Here is a 16,092-nt window from a genome sequence, read left to right as displayed (position 1 = left end):
TCGGGTCGTCGCGATGGAGCTCGGCCTCCCGCGCAGCGATCTCGTCCGCCGCTTCCTCGATCGCGTCCAGGGTCAGGTGAGCCCATTCCGTCGGACCGCCACAGCGCTCACTCACCGAACCCTTTGAACGCGCAGTGCACCCGAACGGGCGGTTTCAGCGGCGGCGGTGGTCGTTGGGAGTGAGGCGGGGGCCGAAGCGGGGGGCGTGGGTGCCGGTGGACAGCAGGATCCGGCACAGGCGGTGGCGGTGCGGGCGGTAGGGCTCCAGAAGGGCCAGCATCTGGGCGTCGTCGCTGCGGACCCGGCCGGCCAGGGCCCAGCCGACCGTGTTGGGCAGGTGGAAGTCCCCGACCGAGACGGCGTCCGCGTCCCCGTTGCTGCGCTGCAGGGTCTCGGCGGCCGTCCAGACACCGACACCCGGGACGGCGGTCAGACGGGCGAAGGACTCCTCGTGCCCCATCGCCGAGGCCTCCTCCAGCCGGGGGGCCAGCCGGACGGCGCGCTGCACCGTCGCGGAGCGCTTCGGGTCGACGCCCGCGCGGTGCCACTCCCAGCTCGGCACCAGCGACCACTCCCGGGCCGAGGGTGCCACCCAGAGGCCCTCGGCCGGGCCGGGTGCCGGGGTGCCGAAGGCGCGCAGCAGGGTGGACCAGGCCCGGTAGGCCTCGCCGGTGGTGACCTTCTGTTCCAGGATCGCCGGCACCAGGGACTCCAGGACCAGGCCGGTCCTGGTCAGCCGCACCCCCGCCGCGCCGCGTTGCGCCTCGCGCAGCGGGCCGGCCGGCAGGACCAGGCCCGCCGGGTCGTCCTGGGCGCCGAGCAGGCCGGGCAGTCCGTCCAGCAGCCACTGCGCGCCGGGGCCCCAGGCCGTCGCCTCGACCACGCCCTCGGAGGGACGGGCCAGCACCCGCAGGGTGCCGATACCGCCCGGGGTGCGGGAGGCCCGCCAGAGGGCGCCGTCGGCCGTCCTCCGGTAGGACGGGTCGGCCGGGCCCCGGCGCAGCGGCAGCAGGGTGCGGGCCACGTCCAGCGGGAAACCGGGCCGCCAGTGGCGGACGGCTCCGGCGTCGGGACTCCCGGTGTCGGAGCTCCCGGGGCCGGGCACCTCCGCAGGCACCTCCGCGGCCGCGGCCCGGGGCGCGCGCCCGCCCGTCGAGGTCCCGCTCACCGCCGTGCACCTCCTGCACCGTCCGCCGACCATGGGGATATGAACGATACGCGGGTGCCGGAGCTGTCCGCCGGTGACGAGAGTGCCGTGCGGTCCCTCTACCACCGGGTGCTCGAAGGGTGGAACCTGCGGGACGGCGCGGCCTTCGCCGGGCCGTTCGCGGTGGACGGCGAGCTGATCGGCTTCGACGGCACCCGGCACGGCGGCCGGTCGGTGATGGCCGCCGAACTGGGACGGATCTTCACCGGCCGCCCGACGCCCGAGTTCGTCGCCAAGGTCCGGCGGGTGCGGGCGCTGGGGCCGCGGGTGGCGCAGTTGGACGCGGTCGCCGGCCTGGTGCCGGACGACGCGGAGGACCTCGATCCCGCGCTGAACGCGCTGCACACGGTGATCGCGGTCGACGCGGGCGCCGGCTGGCGGATCGCGCTGATGCAGGCCACCCCGGCCCGGTACGACGAGCGGCCGGACCTCGCGCGGGCGCTGACGGCCGAGCTGCGGGCGCTGATCGGGCGCGGGCCGGGCCCGGAGTAGGGCGGGCCCGGCCGGGGCGTCAGCGGCCCTGGAGCCGCGCCGCCTCGGTGCGCAGCTCGGGGAGCCTCGGGTAGAGGGCGTCGCCCGGGCACTCGGTGTTGAAGGCGTCGCGGTGTCCGGAGACGGCCTGGAAGTCCGCGCCGGTGCCCGCCGGGTAGAGGCTGCCGTCGGAGCCGGAGACCATCCGGGTGCTCCCGGCCGCGTCCTGGTCGGTGAGGCCGAGCTTCCAGGCCGCGATCCGGGCCACCCCGGTCAGCAGGTCCGCCGGGGGGACGTCCGTGACGAAGGTGCCGATCGCCGCGACGCCCGCCGAGTCGGTGTTGAAGCCCAGTGTGTGCGCGCCGTGCACCGGCAGGTCGGTGCCGCCGGCCCGGCCCTCGTAGACGGTGCCGCAGCGGTCGACCAGGAAGTTGTAGCCGATGTCCCGCCAGCCGTTGCTCTGCACGTGGTACTGGTAGATCGCCCGGATCACCCGGGGCGCGTCGGAGCACGCGTACTCGGTGGTGGTCGCGGTGTGGTGGACGAAGACCACCCGGACCGGTCCGGTGTACACGAAGTCGGGCTCGCGGATCGACTCGTCCGCGCCCCAGCCGGCCCGGGTGACGATCTCCGGGCGCGGGGCCTGGTGGTGTCCGGTCCGGCGGCCGCCGTCCGCCGGTCCGGCGGCAGGCGGTTCGGCGGGCACGGTCCGCGCGCCGGCGGAGCGGACGCCCTCCCCCGGGTCGACCAGCTCCACCCGCAGTCCGGGCGGCGGTCCGGCCGGACCGGGCGTCACCTCGACGGCGACACCGTCGCTCGGGCCGGTCCACAGCGGTGCGGTGGCACCGCGCGGCGCACGGCTGGCGGCGGTGACCGCAGTGGTGGCGGCGGTGTCGGCCCCGGCGTCCGGACCGTCCTCGCCGTCGGTCTCCAGCTCGTGCCAGCCGCTCCAGACGCCGGTGGCCGCGTCCCGGGTACGGACCTTGACGGTGCCCCCGGCGAGCGCCCGCGCCGGACCGTCCCAGCCGACGCCGAGCAGGTCGAACCGCCGGGCGGTGCGCCCGGCGAGCAGCCGCCCCCCGGTCAGCGGGAGCGAGGTGACGGAGCCGCCGCCCGCCGGCCCCGGCGCCCCCGGGCGGGCCACCGGCGCCCCGGCACCGGCCCGGGCCTCGGCGGGGATCGACGGGAGCGTCAGGACGGCCGCGAGGACGGCGAGCAGGACGACGGGCGGGCGGCCGCGGAGGGCACGGAGAGAGATGCGCATAACCCGGATGTTCACGGGATTCCGGGCGGGGCGCCACGCCACCCCGCGACCCTTCCGCCACCCCTCCCGGACGTCCACCCGAAGGCCGTAGGCTGGGGCGCACCATGACTTCGCCTTTCGCTGCCGATGCCCGCACCCCCGTCGAGCTGCTGCACGCTTACCTGCGAGGTGGCACTCCCTCGGTCGACCCCGCGGCCCCACTGGTCACCTTCTACGACGACGCCACCGGCGAACGCGTGGAGCTGTCCGCGAGGACCTTCGACAACTGGGTGGCCAAGACCGCCAACCTGCTCCAGGACGAACTCAACGCCGGTCCGGGCGACCGCGCCGCGCTGCTCCTCCCGGCCCACTGGCAGAGCGCCGTCTGGCTGCTCGCCTGCTGGTCGGTCGGGGTCGCGGCGGTCCCGGCCGGCGACCCGGCCGCCGCCGACCTGGTGGTCAGCGGCCCGGACGGCCTGGAGGCCGCCCAGGCCTGCGAGGGCGAGCGGGTGGCGCTCGCCCTGCGGCCGCTCGGCGGGCGGTTCCCCCAGCGCCCGGACGGCTTCCTGGACTACGCGGCCGAGGTGCCCGGGCAGGGTGACCGGTTCGCCCCCTACTCCCCCGTCACCCCGGACGCCCCCGCGCTGGAGACCGTGGTGGACGGCCTGCCGCTGAAGCTGACCGGGGACCAGACCGTCCAGCTGGCCCGCGAGGGCGCCGCCCGGCTCGGCCTCGGACCGGGCGACCGGGTGCTCTCCACCCTCTCCTTCGACGACTGGTCCGGGCTGGAGGCCGGGCTGCTGGCGCCGCTGGCGGCCGGCGCGTCGGTGGTGCTCTGCCGCAACGCGGACGGCCTGGACGCCGAGCAGTGGGAGAAGCGGGTCGAATCCGAACGGGTGACACTGCGCCTCGGGTAACCCCCGGCCCCGGCCGGGCGGGTAGGGATCCCTGCCATGGCCGAGGACGACACCGAGCACCCCCCGACCGAACACCCGAAAACCGAACCCCCGCGGGCCGGGCTCCCGCCGACCGGGCGGACGCCGAACGGACAGCCGCCGACGGGACAGCCGCCGGACGGGCCGGACTGCGCCGCCGGGGCGGGGGGCCCGGCGGACCCGGGGTCCCCCGGCGCGCCCGGTGGTCCCGATGCTCCCGGTACACCCGGTGCTCCCGGTGCTCCCGGCGGGGGCAGACGCCGGCGCCGGCGGTGGCTGATCGTCACCGCCGGCGTCCTCGCCTTCCTGCTCGTCGGCTGCGGCACGCTGCTCTGGGTCGCCTACCGCAAGCTCGACGGCAACATCCGCACCGACTCCACCACCGACCAGCTGCTGGCCCGGCTGGAGGCCGAGCGCCCCAGCCGGACCGCCGGGGCCCGGGGCGCCGAGAACCTGCTGCTGATCGGCAGCGACGACCGGACCGGCGCCAACGCCACCTACGGCGCGGCCGGCGGCCAGCGCTCGGACACCACGATCCTGCTCCACCTCGCGGCCGACCGGCGGCACGCGACCGCCGTCTCCATCCCGCGCGACGTCATGGTGAGCGTCCCGGCCTGCGAGAAGCCGGACGGCACCCGCAGCCGGCCGACGCTGATGCAGTTCAACGCCGCGTTCGAGACCGGCGGCCCCGCCTGCTCGATCCGGACCGTGGAGCAGCTCAGCGGCATCCGGATCGACCACTACGTGATCGTCGACTTCGCGGGCTTCAAGCGGATGGTGGACGCCGTCGACGGTGTCGAGGTGTGCGTCCCGCAGCCGATCCACGACAAGGACGCCAAGCTGGACCTCGCGGCCGGGCGGCAGACCCTGCACGGCGAGCAGGCGCTCGGCTACGTCCGGGCCAGGGAGACCCTCGGGGACGGCAGCGACACCCAGCGGATGGGGCGTCAGCAGCAGTTCCTGGCGGCACTGATCCGCAAGGTGCAGTCGCAGGACGTGCTGCTCAACCCGACCAAGCTGTGGCCGGTGCTGGACGCCGCCACCTCCTCGGTGCAGGCGGACGGCGGGCTGTCCTCGCTGGGCGAGCTGTACGACCTGACCCAGGACCTGCGCGGGATCCCGTCCTCGGACGTGACCTTCCTGACGGCGCCTCGGCGGCCGTACCGGTTCGACTCGGACCGGGACGAGTTCGTGCAGCCGCAGACCACCCAGTTGTTCGCGGCGCTGCGGGACGACCGGCCGGTGGAGGTGCGGCCGCCGGGGTCGAGTCCGTCCGCCGCTCCGGTGGGGACCAGGCCGACGGTGGCGCCCTCGGCCGCGCCGGTCCCGTCGGCGGTCCCGTCGTCGGCGTCGTCGGCGTCGGCTTCGGCTTCGGCGTCGGCTTCCGCTTCGGTTCCGACGTCGGTCTCCTCGGCCGCCGGGACCCCTGGACCGTCGCCGTCACCGGGCGCGAGCGGCCCGGCGGCCTTCGAGGGGCGGACCGCCGATGTGGACGCCTGCGCGGTGCATTGAGCCTGGACACGATCACTGTTCCGTACACAGAACATGATCTTGGAGGGGTTCTCCCCGGAAATTCCCGGCCCCGCATTCGGCCGCGGAATTCCCTCCGGAAACCATGGCGGAGATCACACTCGGAACAATTCCGTCATCCGGCTCGTCTAGGGTGTCCGAGTCGGTCGCGCATTTCGCGCGCCGGGCCGAGGAGCGGCCGGAGGGAGGGGAGCACCCGTGCAGCAGGACATCCACGACGGAGGGGCGGGCGCCGACCGGCACCCCGCCGACCCCGCCCGGGGCATCCCCGCCCAGCGACTTCACACCCCGGCCGAGGCCGCGGCCGAACCCCCGCACCCCGGCGGCCGGGCCGCCCGGCGCCGGGCCCTGACCGCCCGGCGCACCCGGCGCCGTCGGGTGCTGAAGTGGACCGGCGGCCTCGCCGCGTTCGCCCTGGTGGCCGGCTGCGGCGGCGCGTACTACGCGTACCAGCACTTCAACAACAACATCACCGCCGTCAAGGTGCAGCTGGGCAACGAGGCCGAGCGGCCCAAACCGGTCGCCGACGCCCTGAACATCCTGGTGATCGGCACCGACAGCCGGGAGGGCCTGGGCCGCGAGTACGGCGACGAGGGCAGCGCCGGGCACGCGGACACCACGCTGCTGTTCCACATCGCCAAGGACCGCAGCAACGCCACGGCGCTCAGCATCCCGCGCGACCTCATGGTGCCCGTCCCGGAGTGTCGGACGCCGGACGGGAAGACCATCCCCGGGACGGCGCGCACGATGTTCAACAACAGCCTCGGCCAGGAGGGCCGCGATCCGGGCTGCACCTGGAAGACCGTCGAGAAGGTCACCGGGATCCGGGTCGACCACTTCGTGATGGTCAACTTCGACGCCGTCAAGACGCTCTCCACCGCCGTCGGCGGCGTCGAGGTGTGCGCGGCCAAGGACATCAACGACCCGGACTCGCACCTGCGGATGGCCAAGGGCCGGCACGTCGTCCAGGGCGACGAGGCGCTCGCCTTCGTCCGTACCCGGCACGCCGTCGGGCTGGGCGGCGACCTCACCCGAATACCGCTGCAGCAGCAGTTCATCGGCTCGATGATCCGCTCGATCAAGAGCAGCGACACCCTGACCAACCCGGCCAAGCTGTGGAAGCTCGCGGACTCCGCCACCAAGGCGCTCACCGTGGACTCCGGGATCGGCAGTGTGGACAAGCTGAAGGACCTCGCGCTGGACCTGAGCAAGGTCGACAGCGGGAAGATCACCTTCGCCACCGTGCCGGTGCTGGACGACCCGGCGGACGAGAACCGGCTGGTGCTCAAGCAGCCGGACGCCGCCCAGCTGTTCTCGATGGTCGGCGGCGACCGCTCGTTGACCGAGCCCGCGGCGGGGGCGGCGGCACCGGAGGCACCGGCGGCGTCCGCTCCGGCGGCTCCGGCGGCCACGTCCGCTCCGGCGGCTCCGGCCGCGCCCGGTGGTGCGGCGTCGACCGCCGCGGCCGCGGTCGACGCGAAGGACCTGCGGGTGACGGTGCGCAACGGCAGCGGGACGCCCGGGCAGGCGCAGCAGGCCGTCGACCGGCTGGTGGCGAAGGGCTACGCCAAGGCCGCCACAGCCGCGAACGCGCCCGTCGCGACGGCCACCTCGATCGCCCACCCGGCCGGGAAGGCCGCCGAGGCGGCGGCGCTGGCCGCCGCGCTGGGCCTGCCCGCCGAGGCCGTCAAGGCCGACCCGAAGCTGGGCGCCCGGGACGGGCTGGTGCTGGTGCTCGGCAAGGACGCTCCGGCGGCGGCCGCCGCCCAGGCCGCCGCGATGCCCGCCGCGGTGCCGAGCGAGGCTCCGAAGGACCTCCAGCGGGTCCAGGGCGACGACATCGACGCCTGCGCGAAGTAGTCCCGCTCAGCGGCCGGTTTCCGAGGATTCGGCAAGGGTCTCGGGTTCGACCGGGGGCTCGGGTTCGGCCAGGGTCTCGGGTTCGACGGGGGCGAGCAGGCCGTCGTGCTCCCGGTACTCCTCGCCGGTGCGCGGACAGACCCAGCGGTCCGCTCCGGCCGGTCGCAGTGGTTCGCCGGCCCGGCCGACCCACTTGATCCGACGGGCCGGGACCCCGGCCACCAGGGCGAAGTCCGGAACGTCCCGGTGCACCACCGCGCCCGCCGCGACCAGGGCCCAGCGGCCCACCGTCACCCCGGCGACCAGGACGGCGCGGCCGCCGATCGAGCAGCCACGGCGGAGCGTCACCCCTCGGGCATGCCAGTCCTCGCCGCGCTTGAGCCGGCCGTCGACGTCGACCGAGCGCGGGTAGAGGTCGTTGGTGAGCACCGCCGCCGGTCCGACGAAGACGCCGTCCTCCAGGACCGCCGGCTCGTACACCAGGGCGTGGTTCTGCAGCTTGACCCGGTCGCCGATCCGCACCCCCGGGCCCACGTAGGCGCCGCGGCCGATGATGCAGTCCGCGCCGATCACCGCGTCCTCGCGGACCTGGGCGAGGTGCCAGACCGTCGTCCCGGCGCCGAGCACGGCGCGCCCGTCGACATCGGCGGTGGGTTCGACCCGGGCCCCGGAGCCCTCGGAAACGGAGCCCTCGGAAACGGCGGCGGACCCGCCCTCGACTGTCCCCATGGCGCCCGACGATAGCGTCGGGCGCGGGAACGGGAGGGCGGGTCCGCGGGATTGGCCGGATGGTGCCTCGGCCGTGCCGAGCCGTGCCGAGCCGTGCTCAGCCGTGTGCGGGCGTGTGCGGGCGTGATCAGCCGCGCTCGGCCACCACGTCCGCACTGGACGGGGCGCGGCTGCCGATGACCCTGCGGGCCAGCGAACGGGGCGAGGTGAGGAAGCCGAAGCCCCAGCTGAGGTGCATGGTCGCGAAGGCCACCGCGAGCAGCGCCTTCGCCTTGGGCGACAGGTCGCGCCCCTCCTTCAGCGCACCGCCGGCGATGCCGAGCAGATAGACGCCGGGCAGGGCCAGGAAGGCCGGGTGGACGGCCAGGCCGAGCAGCAGTCCGAGCGTCACCCCGACGAAGGCGGTGGGGGGCGCGAGGTAGCGCAGGTTGACCGAGCCGCGGTGGTAGCGGGTGACCACCCGGCGCCAGCGCCCGTAGTCCTTGTACTGCTTGGCCAGGGCCTTGATGGTGGGCCGGGGCCGGTAGGTGACGCGCAGCTGGGGGGTGAACCACACCAGGCCGCCGTCCTGGCGGATCCGGTAGTTGAGCTCCCAGTCCTGGGCGCGGACGAACTCCTCGTTGTAGCCGCCGAGGCGCTCCAGCACCTCGCGCCGGAACACCCCGAGGTAGACGGTGTCCGCCGGGCCGGCCAGGCCGCCGGTGTGGAAGGCGGCGTTGCCGACACCGATCTTGGAGGTCATCGCCGCGGCGACCGCGTGCTCCCACTCGGTCTCGCCCTCGGCGTGCATGATGCCGCCGACGTTGGCGGCCTCCATCTCGCCGAGCAGCCGGACCGCCGTGGTGATGTAGCCGGGGGTCAGCAGGCCGTGGCCGTCGACGCGCACCACTATCGGATGGCGGGAACCGCGGATGGCGGCGTTCAGCCCCGCGGGGGTACGCCCTGTGGGGTTCTCCACCGTCCGGACTCTGGGGTCCTCGGCGACGAGTTCGGCGGCGATCTGCGCGGTGCGGTCGGTGGACGGACCGAGGGCGATCACCACCTCCATCGACCCGGCGTAGTCCTGTTCCAGGATGTGCCGGACGGCCGTGCGCAGGTGTCGTTCCTCGTTGAGCACCGGCATGATCACGGAGACCGCCGGCAGCTCCTCAGCAGCCTTGGTGTTCATCGGGGCCAACCGTACCGGTGCGGGCGGGGTGTCGTCTTGTCCCGGTCTGGGCGTCTCCGCCCGGGCGGGCAGGGGGTGTGCGAAGGACCGTCGTAGCAGCTGTCCGGGGTCGCCGGTGGGGCGCACGGAGGAACGTTTCGCCGGTCGGGGCCCACCGTACTCCCCGGCCACGGCGCGCCCTCACCCGGCCCGGCCGAGGGCGCCCCTACCATCCGAGAGATGCCCGTCTCCCCCCGTTCCGCCCAGTCCGAAGACCCGGCCGGCGACCCGCTCGAACAGTCCGCCGACCCGCTCGAACGCTCCGGTGAGCCGCTCGAACGGTCCGGCGGCCCCTCGGAGCGGCGCCGCTTCTGGCCCCGTCGACTGGCCGCCGGCATCGCGTTCAGCGTCCTCGTCACCTCCTGCGGAGGCTGGGCGGTACTGCACGGGATCGGGTCGATCGACCGGGTGGACGCCTTCAGCAACGACCGGGCCCGGCCGGCCGACGACGGCTCCACCACCTTCCTGGTGGTGGGCACCGACGAACGCGACGGAATCCCGGAGAAGACGCTCAAGACGGTGCTGCACGCCGGGGGGGAATCCTGTCACTGCACCGACACGATGATGATCGTCCAGCTTTCCGGTGACGGCTCCCGGGCCGGCGTGATCAGCATTCCCCGGGACTCCTATGTCGACATCCCCGCCCACCGGGACCCGGCCACCCGGCGGACGGTCCCGGCTGCCAAGGGCAAGATCAACGCCGCGTTCGGGATGGGCGGCCCGCAGCTGACCGTCGCCACCGTGGAACAGAACACCGGGCTGCGCATCGACCACTACCTCCAGGTCGACTTCGCCGGGTTCGTCTCCGCCGTGGACGCCGTCGGCGGGGTCCGGGTCTGCACCGCCAAACCGCTCAAGGACGAGTACTCGGGCCTCGACCTGCCGGCCGGCACCAGCACCCTGGACGGCGCCGGCGCGCTCAAGTACGTACGGGCCCGGCACGTGGACGGCAGCTCCGACCTGGGGCGGATGCGCCGGCAGCAGAAGCTGGTCGCGCAGCTGCTGCACCAGCTGACCAGTGGCGGCGTCCTGCTCAGCCCGGTCCGGCTGGCCCGGGCTACCGACAGCCTGCTCGCCTCGGTCAAGGCCGACAAGGGGCTCTCGGCGGACGATCTGATCACGCTGGCGACCCGGATGAAGGAGCTGACGGCCGGGCGGGCCGACTTCGTGACCGTGCCGCTGGCCTCGGTGGACCACCCGGTCGCCGGCTGGGGCTCGACGGTGCTCTGGGACAAGGAGCGGGCCCGGGCACTGTTCGACGCGGTGCGGGAGGGGCGGCCGCTGGTGGCGGAGGACGGCGGGGCGGGCGGGGCGCAGCCGGTGGGCGGGGCGGAGCCTTCGGCGGTTCCGGCGGCCGGGGCCGGGGCGGCAGCGGGGGCCGGGGCCGGGGCCGGGGCGACCACCGTCGCGCCGGAGCAGGTGCACGTCCAGGTGTTCAACGCGGCGGGTGTGGCCGGTCTCGGTGCCCGGGTCGACGCCGAGCTGCGGCGGGCCGGGTTCGCCACCACCGGGGCGCCGTCCAACGCCCCGGCCGGCACACCGGCCGGCCGCACGGTGATCCGGTACGACCCGCACTGGGCCGAGTCGGCGCGGACGCTGGCCGGCGCGGTGCCGACCGCCGAACTGACGCCCGTCCCGGGGCTGGGCCCGACCCTCCAGGTGTACGCGGGGACGGACCACCCGGCGGCGGGACCGAGCGCCACTGCGGCCGGTCCGTCCGCGACGGCGGTCGCCGTGCCCGCCCCGCCGCCGCCCTCGGCACCGTCGTCGCCGGGGCCCGGCGGAGGTGCCGGTGCCGGTGCGGGACCGTCCGGCCCGGCGGCGGAGGCGCGCGGCGAGGGCGCGGCCGGCGCGGCCGGTGCGGCCGGTGCGGGCGCGGGCGCCGCCGGGGCCGAGCGGGCCAGCGACCTCATCTGCCCCTGAACCGGCCCGTGGATCCGCCCGGGTTCCACCCGGGATCCGCCCGACGTACGACAGAGGGGCAGGGTGCGCGCGGCACCCTGCCCCTCCCCCCTTGTCCCCCCGCTCCCCCTTTGTCCCCCCGCCCCCCCTTTGTTCCCCCCTGCTCCCGGGTCCGGGCTCCCCCTTTCCCCGGTCGCCCGACGCGACCCCCGGTCCCCCGATCCGGGGGCCGCGTCCGGTCAGTCCGTCGCGATGGCCGCGAGGACGTTCATTCGCCCGGCCCGGAAGGCCGGCACCAGAGCAGCCAGCAGGCCGATGACCACCGAGGCCCCCAGGGTGAGGAGGATGGTCGTGGTCGGGACGGCCAGCGTCTCCAGACCCTGGGTGCGCAGCACCTGCTGCCCCGTGATGCCCCAGGCCAGGCCGAGCGCGGTGCCGAGGACGGCGCCGAACAGGGCGATCACCACGGACTCCAGCCGGATCATCCGGCGCAGCTGGCGGCGGGAGAGCCCGATCGCCCGCAGCAGGCCGATCTCACGGGTCCGCTCCACCACCGAGAGCGCCAGGGTGTTGACGACGCCGAGCACCGCGACCACGATCGCCAGCCCGAGCAGGCCGTAGATCATGTAGAGCAGGGTGTTGACCTGCTCCTGGACGAGGTCCTTGTAGCCGGCCTGGTCGCGGACCGAGGCCTGCGGGTACTGCTTGAGCGCGTCCTCCAGGCCGGTGAGTGTCCTGGCGACGTCCGCCCCGGCGGCCGCCTTGGCGAACAGGATGGCGTCCACCGGCTGGTCCGCGGCCGGCACCGCCTTGCTGACGGTGTCGAGCGAGGCGAAGGTGTTGCCGTCGAAGAGCTGGTTGCCCTTGGTCATGACGACGCCGACCGGCAGTGACTGGACCCGCCCGTTGCCGTAGTCGACCTTGATCGGGTCGCCCACCTTCAGGCCGTGGTCCTTGGCGTAGTCCTCGCCGATCGCCAGCGCGCCCTGCTTGAGGGAGTCCGGGGAGCCCTCCTTGACCGGCAGCCGGAAGTCCTCGGTGAACCGCGCGGTCACGGCGGATATGCCGTTCTTCTCGGTCTTCCCGTCAGGCGCGGTGAAGTATGCCTCGAGGTACTTCTGCTCGGTGGTGTGGTCCACGCCCTGGGTCTGCCGCACGGCGGCGACGATCTCCGGGGAGACCCCGTTCGGTCCGGCCGAGACGATGTAGTCGGCGCCCACCGAGCTGTCGATCTGGTTGTTGGTGGACTTGATCACCGAGGAGGTGAAGACCGAGGCCCCGATCACCAGCGCCAGTCCGATCATCAGCGCGGCGGCCGTGGCACCGGTACGACGCGGGTTGCGCATCGCGTTGCGCTGGGCGAGCCTGCCGGACGGGCCGAACAGGGTGGGCAGCAGCGCGCCGAGCACCCGGACCACGGTGGTGGCCAGCAGCGGGCCGAGGACGACGAAGCCGACCAGGGTCAGCAGCACGCCGAGCCCGAGCAGCCGGCCCCCGGTGGCGGCCTTCTCCGCTCCGGCGGCCAGCACCAGCAGACCGCCACCACCTGCGGTGAGCACCAGGCCGATGATCGCCCGGACGGTGTTGGAGCGGGCCTCGACCGGGGTCCCGTGGTCGCGCAGCGCGGCGATCGGGGCGATCCGGCTCGCCCGGAGAGCCGGGACCAAGGCCGCGAGCACGGTGATCACGACACCCACCGCGTACCCGGCGACGAACACGTCCGCGCCGATCTTCAGGTCCGAGGCGTCGAGGTGCATCCCGATTGCGTTCATCAGCTGGATGAGCCCGACCGCCAGGCCGAGGCCGGCCGCGATGCCGATGGTGGACCCGGCCAGGCCCAGCAGCAGCGCCTCCACCAGCACCGAGCGGTTGACCTGCCCACGGCTGCCGCCGACGGCCCGCAGCAGGCCGATCTCCCGGGTGCGCTGGGCGACCAGCATCGAGAAGGTGTTGATGATCAGGAAGCCGCCGACCAGCAGCGAGATGCCGGCGAAGCCGAGCATCGCGTACTTCATGAAGTCGAGGAAGGAGCCGACGCTCTTCTGGCCGTCCGCCTTCTGCTCGGCCGCCGTCTTCGCCTCGAAGCCGGCGCCCAGCCCGGCCAGCGCGTCGGACTTGAGCTGCTCGTCGGACCGGCTGCCGTCCCCGTACACCTCGACCGAGGTGTAGGCGGGGCCCCCGAGCAGGACGCTCTGCGCGGTGGCGGTGTCCAGGAAGGCCAGCGCCGCGCCCGGGTTGGTGGTCTTGAACGCGGCGATGCCGACGATCGTGAAGTCGCGGTTGTCGTTGACGATCACCCGCAGCTTGCCGCCCAGGCCGAGCTTGGCCTTCTTCGCGGTGTCCGCGTCGAGCACGACCTGGTCGGGGCCCTGCGGTACGTGACCGGAGGTGATCTCTACCGGGCTGCGCGGGCTGTCCACCCAGTTGCCGACGAGGGTCGGGGCACCGGTGGTCGGGCCGACCTTCTTGAGGGTCGCCGGGTCCGCCAGGGTGGCGTTCTCCACCGTGACCTGGCCGATCGCCGTCTTAACCCCGGGGACCGCGGCGACCTTCCGCACGCTGTCGACGGGGACCGTCCGCGTCTTGGCGCGGGTGTCCTTGCCGCCGAGCTCCGGCTCGGCGGGCCCGACCGAGACGTCGGAGGCGGTCGAGGCGAAGAGGGTGTCGAAGGTGCTGGTCGCGGTGTTGGAGAACACCAGCGTCCCGGACACGAACGCGACCGAGAGGACGACCGCGACGAGGGAGAGCGCCATTCGCCCCTTGTGGGCGAAGAAGCTCCGAAGTGATGTCTTGAGCAACATGGTCCTGTCAGCTCCCGCCCGCTCAGCTCGTGCGCTTGCCGTCGAAACGGCGCATGCGCTCGAGGACGGAGTCCGCCGTCGGGGCGTGCATCTCGTCGACCATCACGCCGTCCGCGAGGAACAGCACGCGGTCCGCGTAGCCGGCCGCGACCGGGTCGTGGGTGACCATGACGATGGTCTGGCCCAGCTCGTCGACACTGCGGCGCAGGAAGGACAGCACCTCGGCGCCGGAGCGCGAGTCGAGGTTCCCGGTGGGCTCGTCGCCGAAGATGATCTCGGGCCGGGCCGCCAGCGCCCGGGCCACCGCGACGCGCTGCTGCTGGCCGCCGGAGAGCTGGGTCGGCCGGTGCCTGAGCCGGTCGGACAGCCCGACCGTCTCCACCACCCGGTCCAGCCAGGCCTGGTCGGGCTTGCGGCCGGCGATGTCCATCGGGAGGGTGATGTTCTCCAGCGCGTTCAGCGTCGGGAGGAGGTTGAAGGCCTGGAAGATGAAGCCGATCTTGTCCCGGCGCAGCCTGGTGAGCTGCTTGTCCTTCAGACCGGTGATCTCGGTCTCGCCGATCCAGATCCGCCCCTCGGTCACCGTGTCCAGACCGGCCAGGCAGTGCATCAGCGTCGACTTGCCGGAGCCCGAGGGACCCATGATCGCGGTGAACCGGCCCCGCTGGATGTCGACGTCCACCGCGTCCAGGGCCGTCACCCTGGTCTCACCGGCACCGTAGGACTTGGTCACCTGGCGGGCCGAAGCGGCGACGGCGGGGGCACCGCCGGGAAGCTGGGGGTCGTACACGGCTGCTGCTGCCGTCGTCACTGTCGTCTCCTAAGAAGTGGTCCCACCCGTTGCCCCCAGCCTGCTCCGTGCCACCCGCCCGGCGACATCGCGCAGGGGATAGTTTTCGACCGGGAGTCAGCCCCACCCTCCCGGTGAACCGGGGACCCGGACCCGACCGGAGCGGGTCCGCCTCGGACGGGCGGGGATGTGAACCACGTTAGGAGTCGGGGCCACTCCTCCTCGTCATCCGACGGGAGGAAGCGGCCCAACCGGAGTTGTACGGGGTGGGCCACCCCTCCCCCTAGGGGTAGGCCGGACCCCCCTCAGGGACCCCCCTTACGGAGCCCCGGCGCGGCGACGCGGGAAGCGGTCCGCGGGTGCTCCGCCGAGCGGGGCCGGAACGCCGTTCGGCCCCCTCGCCGCCCCTCGCCGGACCGCCCGGGAGGGGCGACGGGAGGACGTCCGAGGGGGCCGACGAGGAGGCCGACGAGGCTGCTCCCGCGGGGAGTTGACCTGACGTCAGGCCGTGCGGGCCGTCAGGCCGTCAGGGCGGGGGCGGCGAGGCGCTCCAGGGTGCCCGCGAAGGCGTCCACCACCGGCCGCAGCAGCACGTCCGTCTCGCGCTCCAGCACGGTCGTGCCGTCCTCCCGGGCGGTGATGTGGCGGTCCAGCACGAACCAGCCCCGGGTGATGTGGTCGGCGCCCATCGAGCTGAGCACCGGCCGGAGCGCGTAGTCCACCGCCAGCACGTGCGCGGTGGAGCCGCCGGTGGCGAGCGGCAGGACGGCCTTGTCGCGCAGCGCGTACTGCGGCAGCACGTCCAGCAGCGCCTTCAGCAGCCCCGAGTAGGCGGCCTTGTAGACGGGGGTGCCGATCACCACGCCGTCCGCCTCGGCGAACAGCTCCAGGGCGGCCGCCAGCTGCGGATGCGACAGGTCGGCGGAGAGCAGCGCGTGCGCGGGCAGGCTGCGCACCTCGAACGGGACGACGCGGTGGCCGCGCTCCTCCAGCTGCGCGTCGATCAGACGCAGCAGGCGGGTGGTGCGGGAGGTCGGGGACGGCGAGCCGGAGACGGACAGGACGGTGGCCATGGATTCACCTCGGGGAGGAAGCGGGACGCCGCTTCGGCGGCGCGCGGCACCGACCGCAGGCACGTCGGCCGGCCCGGCGGGGCGGCGACAGTCAGCGGTGGGCACGCCGCACGGGCAGCGGCGGAACAGGGGAAGAGGAGGAGTGGTGGGGGTTCGACGGGCGAGCGTCAGCCACAACAGAGCGAACAGGACACACGCTGAAGGTCGACGTGCCGCCGACGCGTGAGAGTCCATCGCTGATCCATGGCAGTCATGCAAACACGCAGCGTTCGGGACGGTCAAGGATCGTCCCGACAACCGAACACCAGGTGAGACGGACGGTGAGACGGAGAATCGTGAGGGTG

The 16,092-nt window shown here is 74.2% G+C and carries 13 protein-coding genes; 5 read left to right on the top strand and 8 right to left on the bottom strand.

Annotation, left to right across the window (positions count from 1 at the left end; translation table 11 throughout):
* Positions 1-154: 154 nt before the first annotated feature.
* Positions 155-1,168: a DNA-3-methyladenine glycosylase family protein gene (locus IF01_RS0137285; protein ID WP_030398074.1), complete on the bottom strand. Its 1,014-nt coding sequence runs from the start codon at positions 1,166-1,168 to the stop codon at positions 155-157.
* A 39-nt stretch (positions 1,169-1,207) separates the two neighbouring features.
* On the opposite strand from IF01_RS0137285, the gene IF01_RS0137280 reads away from it, so the two are divergent.
* The gene (locus IF01_RS0137280) at positions 1,208-1,699 is read left to right on the top strand and encodes an SgcJ/EcaC family oxidoreductase (RefSeq protein ID WP_063764399.1); all 492 of its coding nucleotides are present in this window, start codon (positions 1,208-1,210) and stop codon (positions 1,697-1,699) included.
* A gap of 19 nt (positions 1,700-1,718) precedes the next feature.
* Here the strand turns inward: IF01_RS0137280 and IF01_RS0137275 are convergent, their stop codons facing one another.
* Positions 1,719-2,942 (bottom strand): peptidoglycan recognition protein family protein, encoded by a 1,224-nt coding sequence (locus IF01_RS0137275; RefSeq protein ID WP_051756940.1) that lies wholly within the window; start codon positions 2,940-2,942, stop codon positions 1,719-1,721.
* A gap of 104 nt (positions 2,943-3,046) precedes the next feature.
* Here IF01_RS0137275 and IF01_RS0137270 point away from each other — a divergent pair, with 104 nt between their 5' ends.
* The 3 genes from IF01_RS0137270 (at position 3,047) to IF01_RS0137260 (ending at position 7,246) form a co-directional block, all read left to right on the top strand.
* Positions 3,047-3,838, top strand: a complete 792-nt coding sequence (locus tag IF01_RS0137270) for a TIGR03089 family protein (protein ID WP_030398071.1) — start codon at positions 3,047-3,049, stop codon at positions 3,836-3,838.
* Positions 3,839-3,874: 36 nt separating this feature from the next.
* Positions 3,875-5,368 (top strand): LCP family protein, encoded by a 1,494-nt coding sequence (locus IF01_RS42925; RefSeq protein WP_078880650.1) that lies wholly within the window; start codon positions 3,875-3,877, stop codon positions 5,366-5,368.
* Between the two features lie 216 nt (positions 5,369-5,584).
* Positions 5,585-7,246 carry an LCP family protein gene (locus IF01_RS0137260; protein ID WP_094745734.1) on the top strand — a complete coding sequence of 554 codons (1,662 nt, stop codon included), beginning with the start codon at positions 5,585-5,587 and terminating at the stop codon, positions 7,244-7,246.
* A gap of 6 nt (positions 7,247-7,252) precedes the next feature.
* Here IF01_RS0137260 and IF01_RS0137255 read toward each other — a convergent pair whose 3' ends face one another.
* Both IF01_RS0137255 and IF01_RS0137250 read right to left on the bottom strand, forming a co-directional pair.
* On the bottom strand, positions 7,253-7,975 hold the full coding sequence (locus IF01_RS0137255) for an acyltransferase (protein ID WP_078880649.1): 723 nt from the start codon (positions 7,973-7,975) through the stop codon (positions 7,253-7,255).
* Positions 7,976-8,102: 127 nt separating this feature from the next.
* Positions 8,103-9,143 (bottom strand): glycosyltransferase family 2 protein, encoded by a 1,041-nt coding sequence (locus IF01_RS0137250; protein WP_030398067.1) that lies wholly within the window; start codon positions 9,141-9,143, stop codon positions 8,103-8,105.
* A gap of 219 nt (positions 9,144-9,362) precedes the next feature.
* On the opposite strand from IF01_RS0137250, the gene IF01_RS0137245 reads away from it, so the two are divergent.
* Positions 9,363-11,105 (top strand): LCP family protein, encoded by a 1,743-nt coding sequence (locus tag IF01_RS0137245; RefSeq protein WP_051756938.1) that lies wholly within the window; start codon positions 9,363-9,365, stop codon positions 11,103-11,105.
* A gap of 218 nt (positions 11,106-11,323) precedes the next feature.
* Here IF01_RS0137245 and IF01_RS0137240 read toward each other — a convergent pair whose 3' ends face one another.
* The 4 genes from IF01_RS0137240 to IF01_RS51655 form a co-directional block, all read right to left on the bottom strand.
* Positions 11,324-13,885 (bottom strand): ABC transporter permease, encoded by a 2,562-nt coding sequence (locus IF01_RS0137240; RefSeq protein WP_030398065.1) that lies wholly within the window; start codon positions 13,883-13,885, stop codon positions 11,324-11,326.
* A 22-nt stretch (positions 13,886-13,907) separates the two neighbouring features.
* Complete coding sequence (locus IF01_RS0137235) at positions 13,908-14,696, bottom strand: ABC transporter ATP-binding protein (RefSeq protein ID WP_051756936.1); 789 nt, start codon at positions 14,694-14,696, stop codon at positions 13,908-13,910.
* A gap of 497 nt (positions 14,697-15,193) precedes the next feature.
* Entirely contained in the window at positions 15,194-15,748 is a 555-nt protein-coding gene (gene ssuE / locus IF01_RS0137230) for an NADPH-dependent FMN reductase (protein WP_030398063.1), read from the bottom strand.
* A 167-nt stretch (positions 15,749-15,915) separates the two neighbouring features.
* Positions 15,916-15,993: a putative leader peptide gene (locus tag IF01_RS51655; RefSeq protein ID WP_353653584.1), complete on the bottom strand. Its 78-nt coding sequence runs from the start codon at positions 15,991-15,993 to the stop codon at positions 15,916-15,918.
* Positions 15,994-16,092 lie beyond the last annotated feature (99 nt).

The organism is Kitasatospora purpeofusca (genome assembly GCF_000718025.1).
Taxonomy (GTDB): Bacteria; Actinomycetota; Actinomycetes; order Streptomycetales; family Streptomycetaceae; genus Kitasatospora; species Kitasatospora purpeofusca.
The sequence above is the reverse complement of the archived record's forward strand: the minus strand, read 5'-3'. Positions and strand labels throughout refer to the sequence as shown.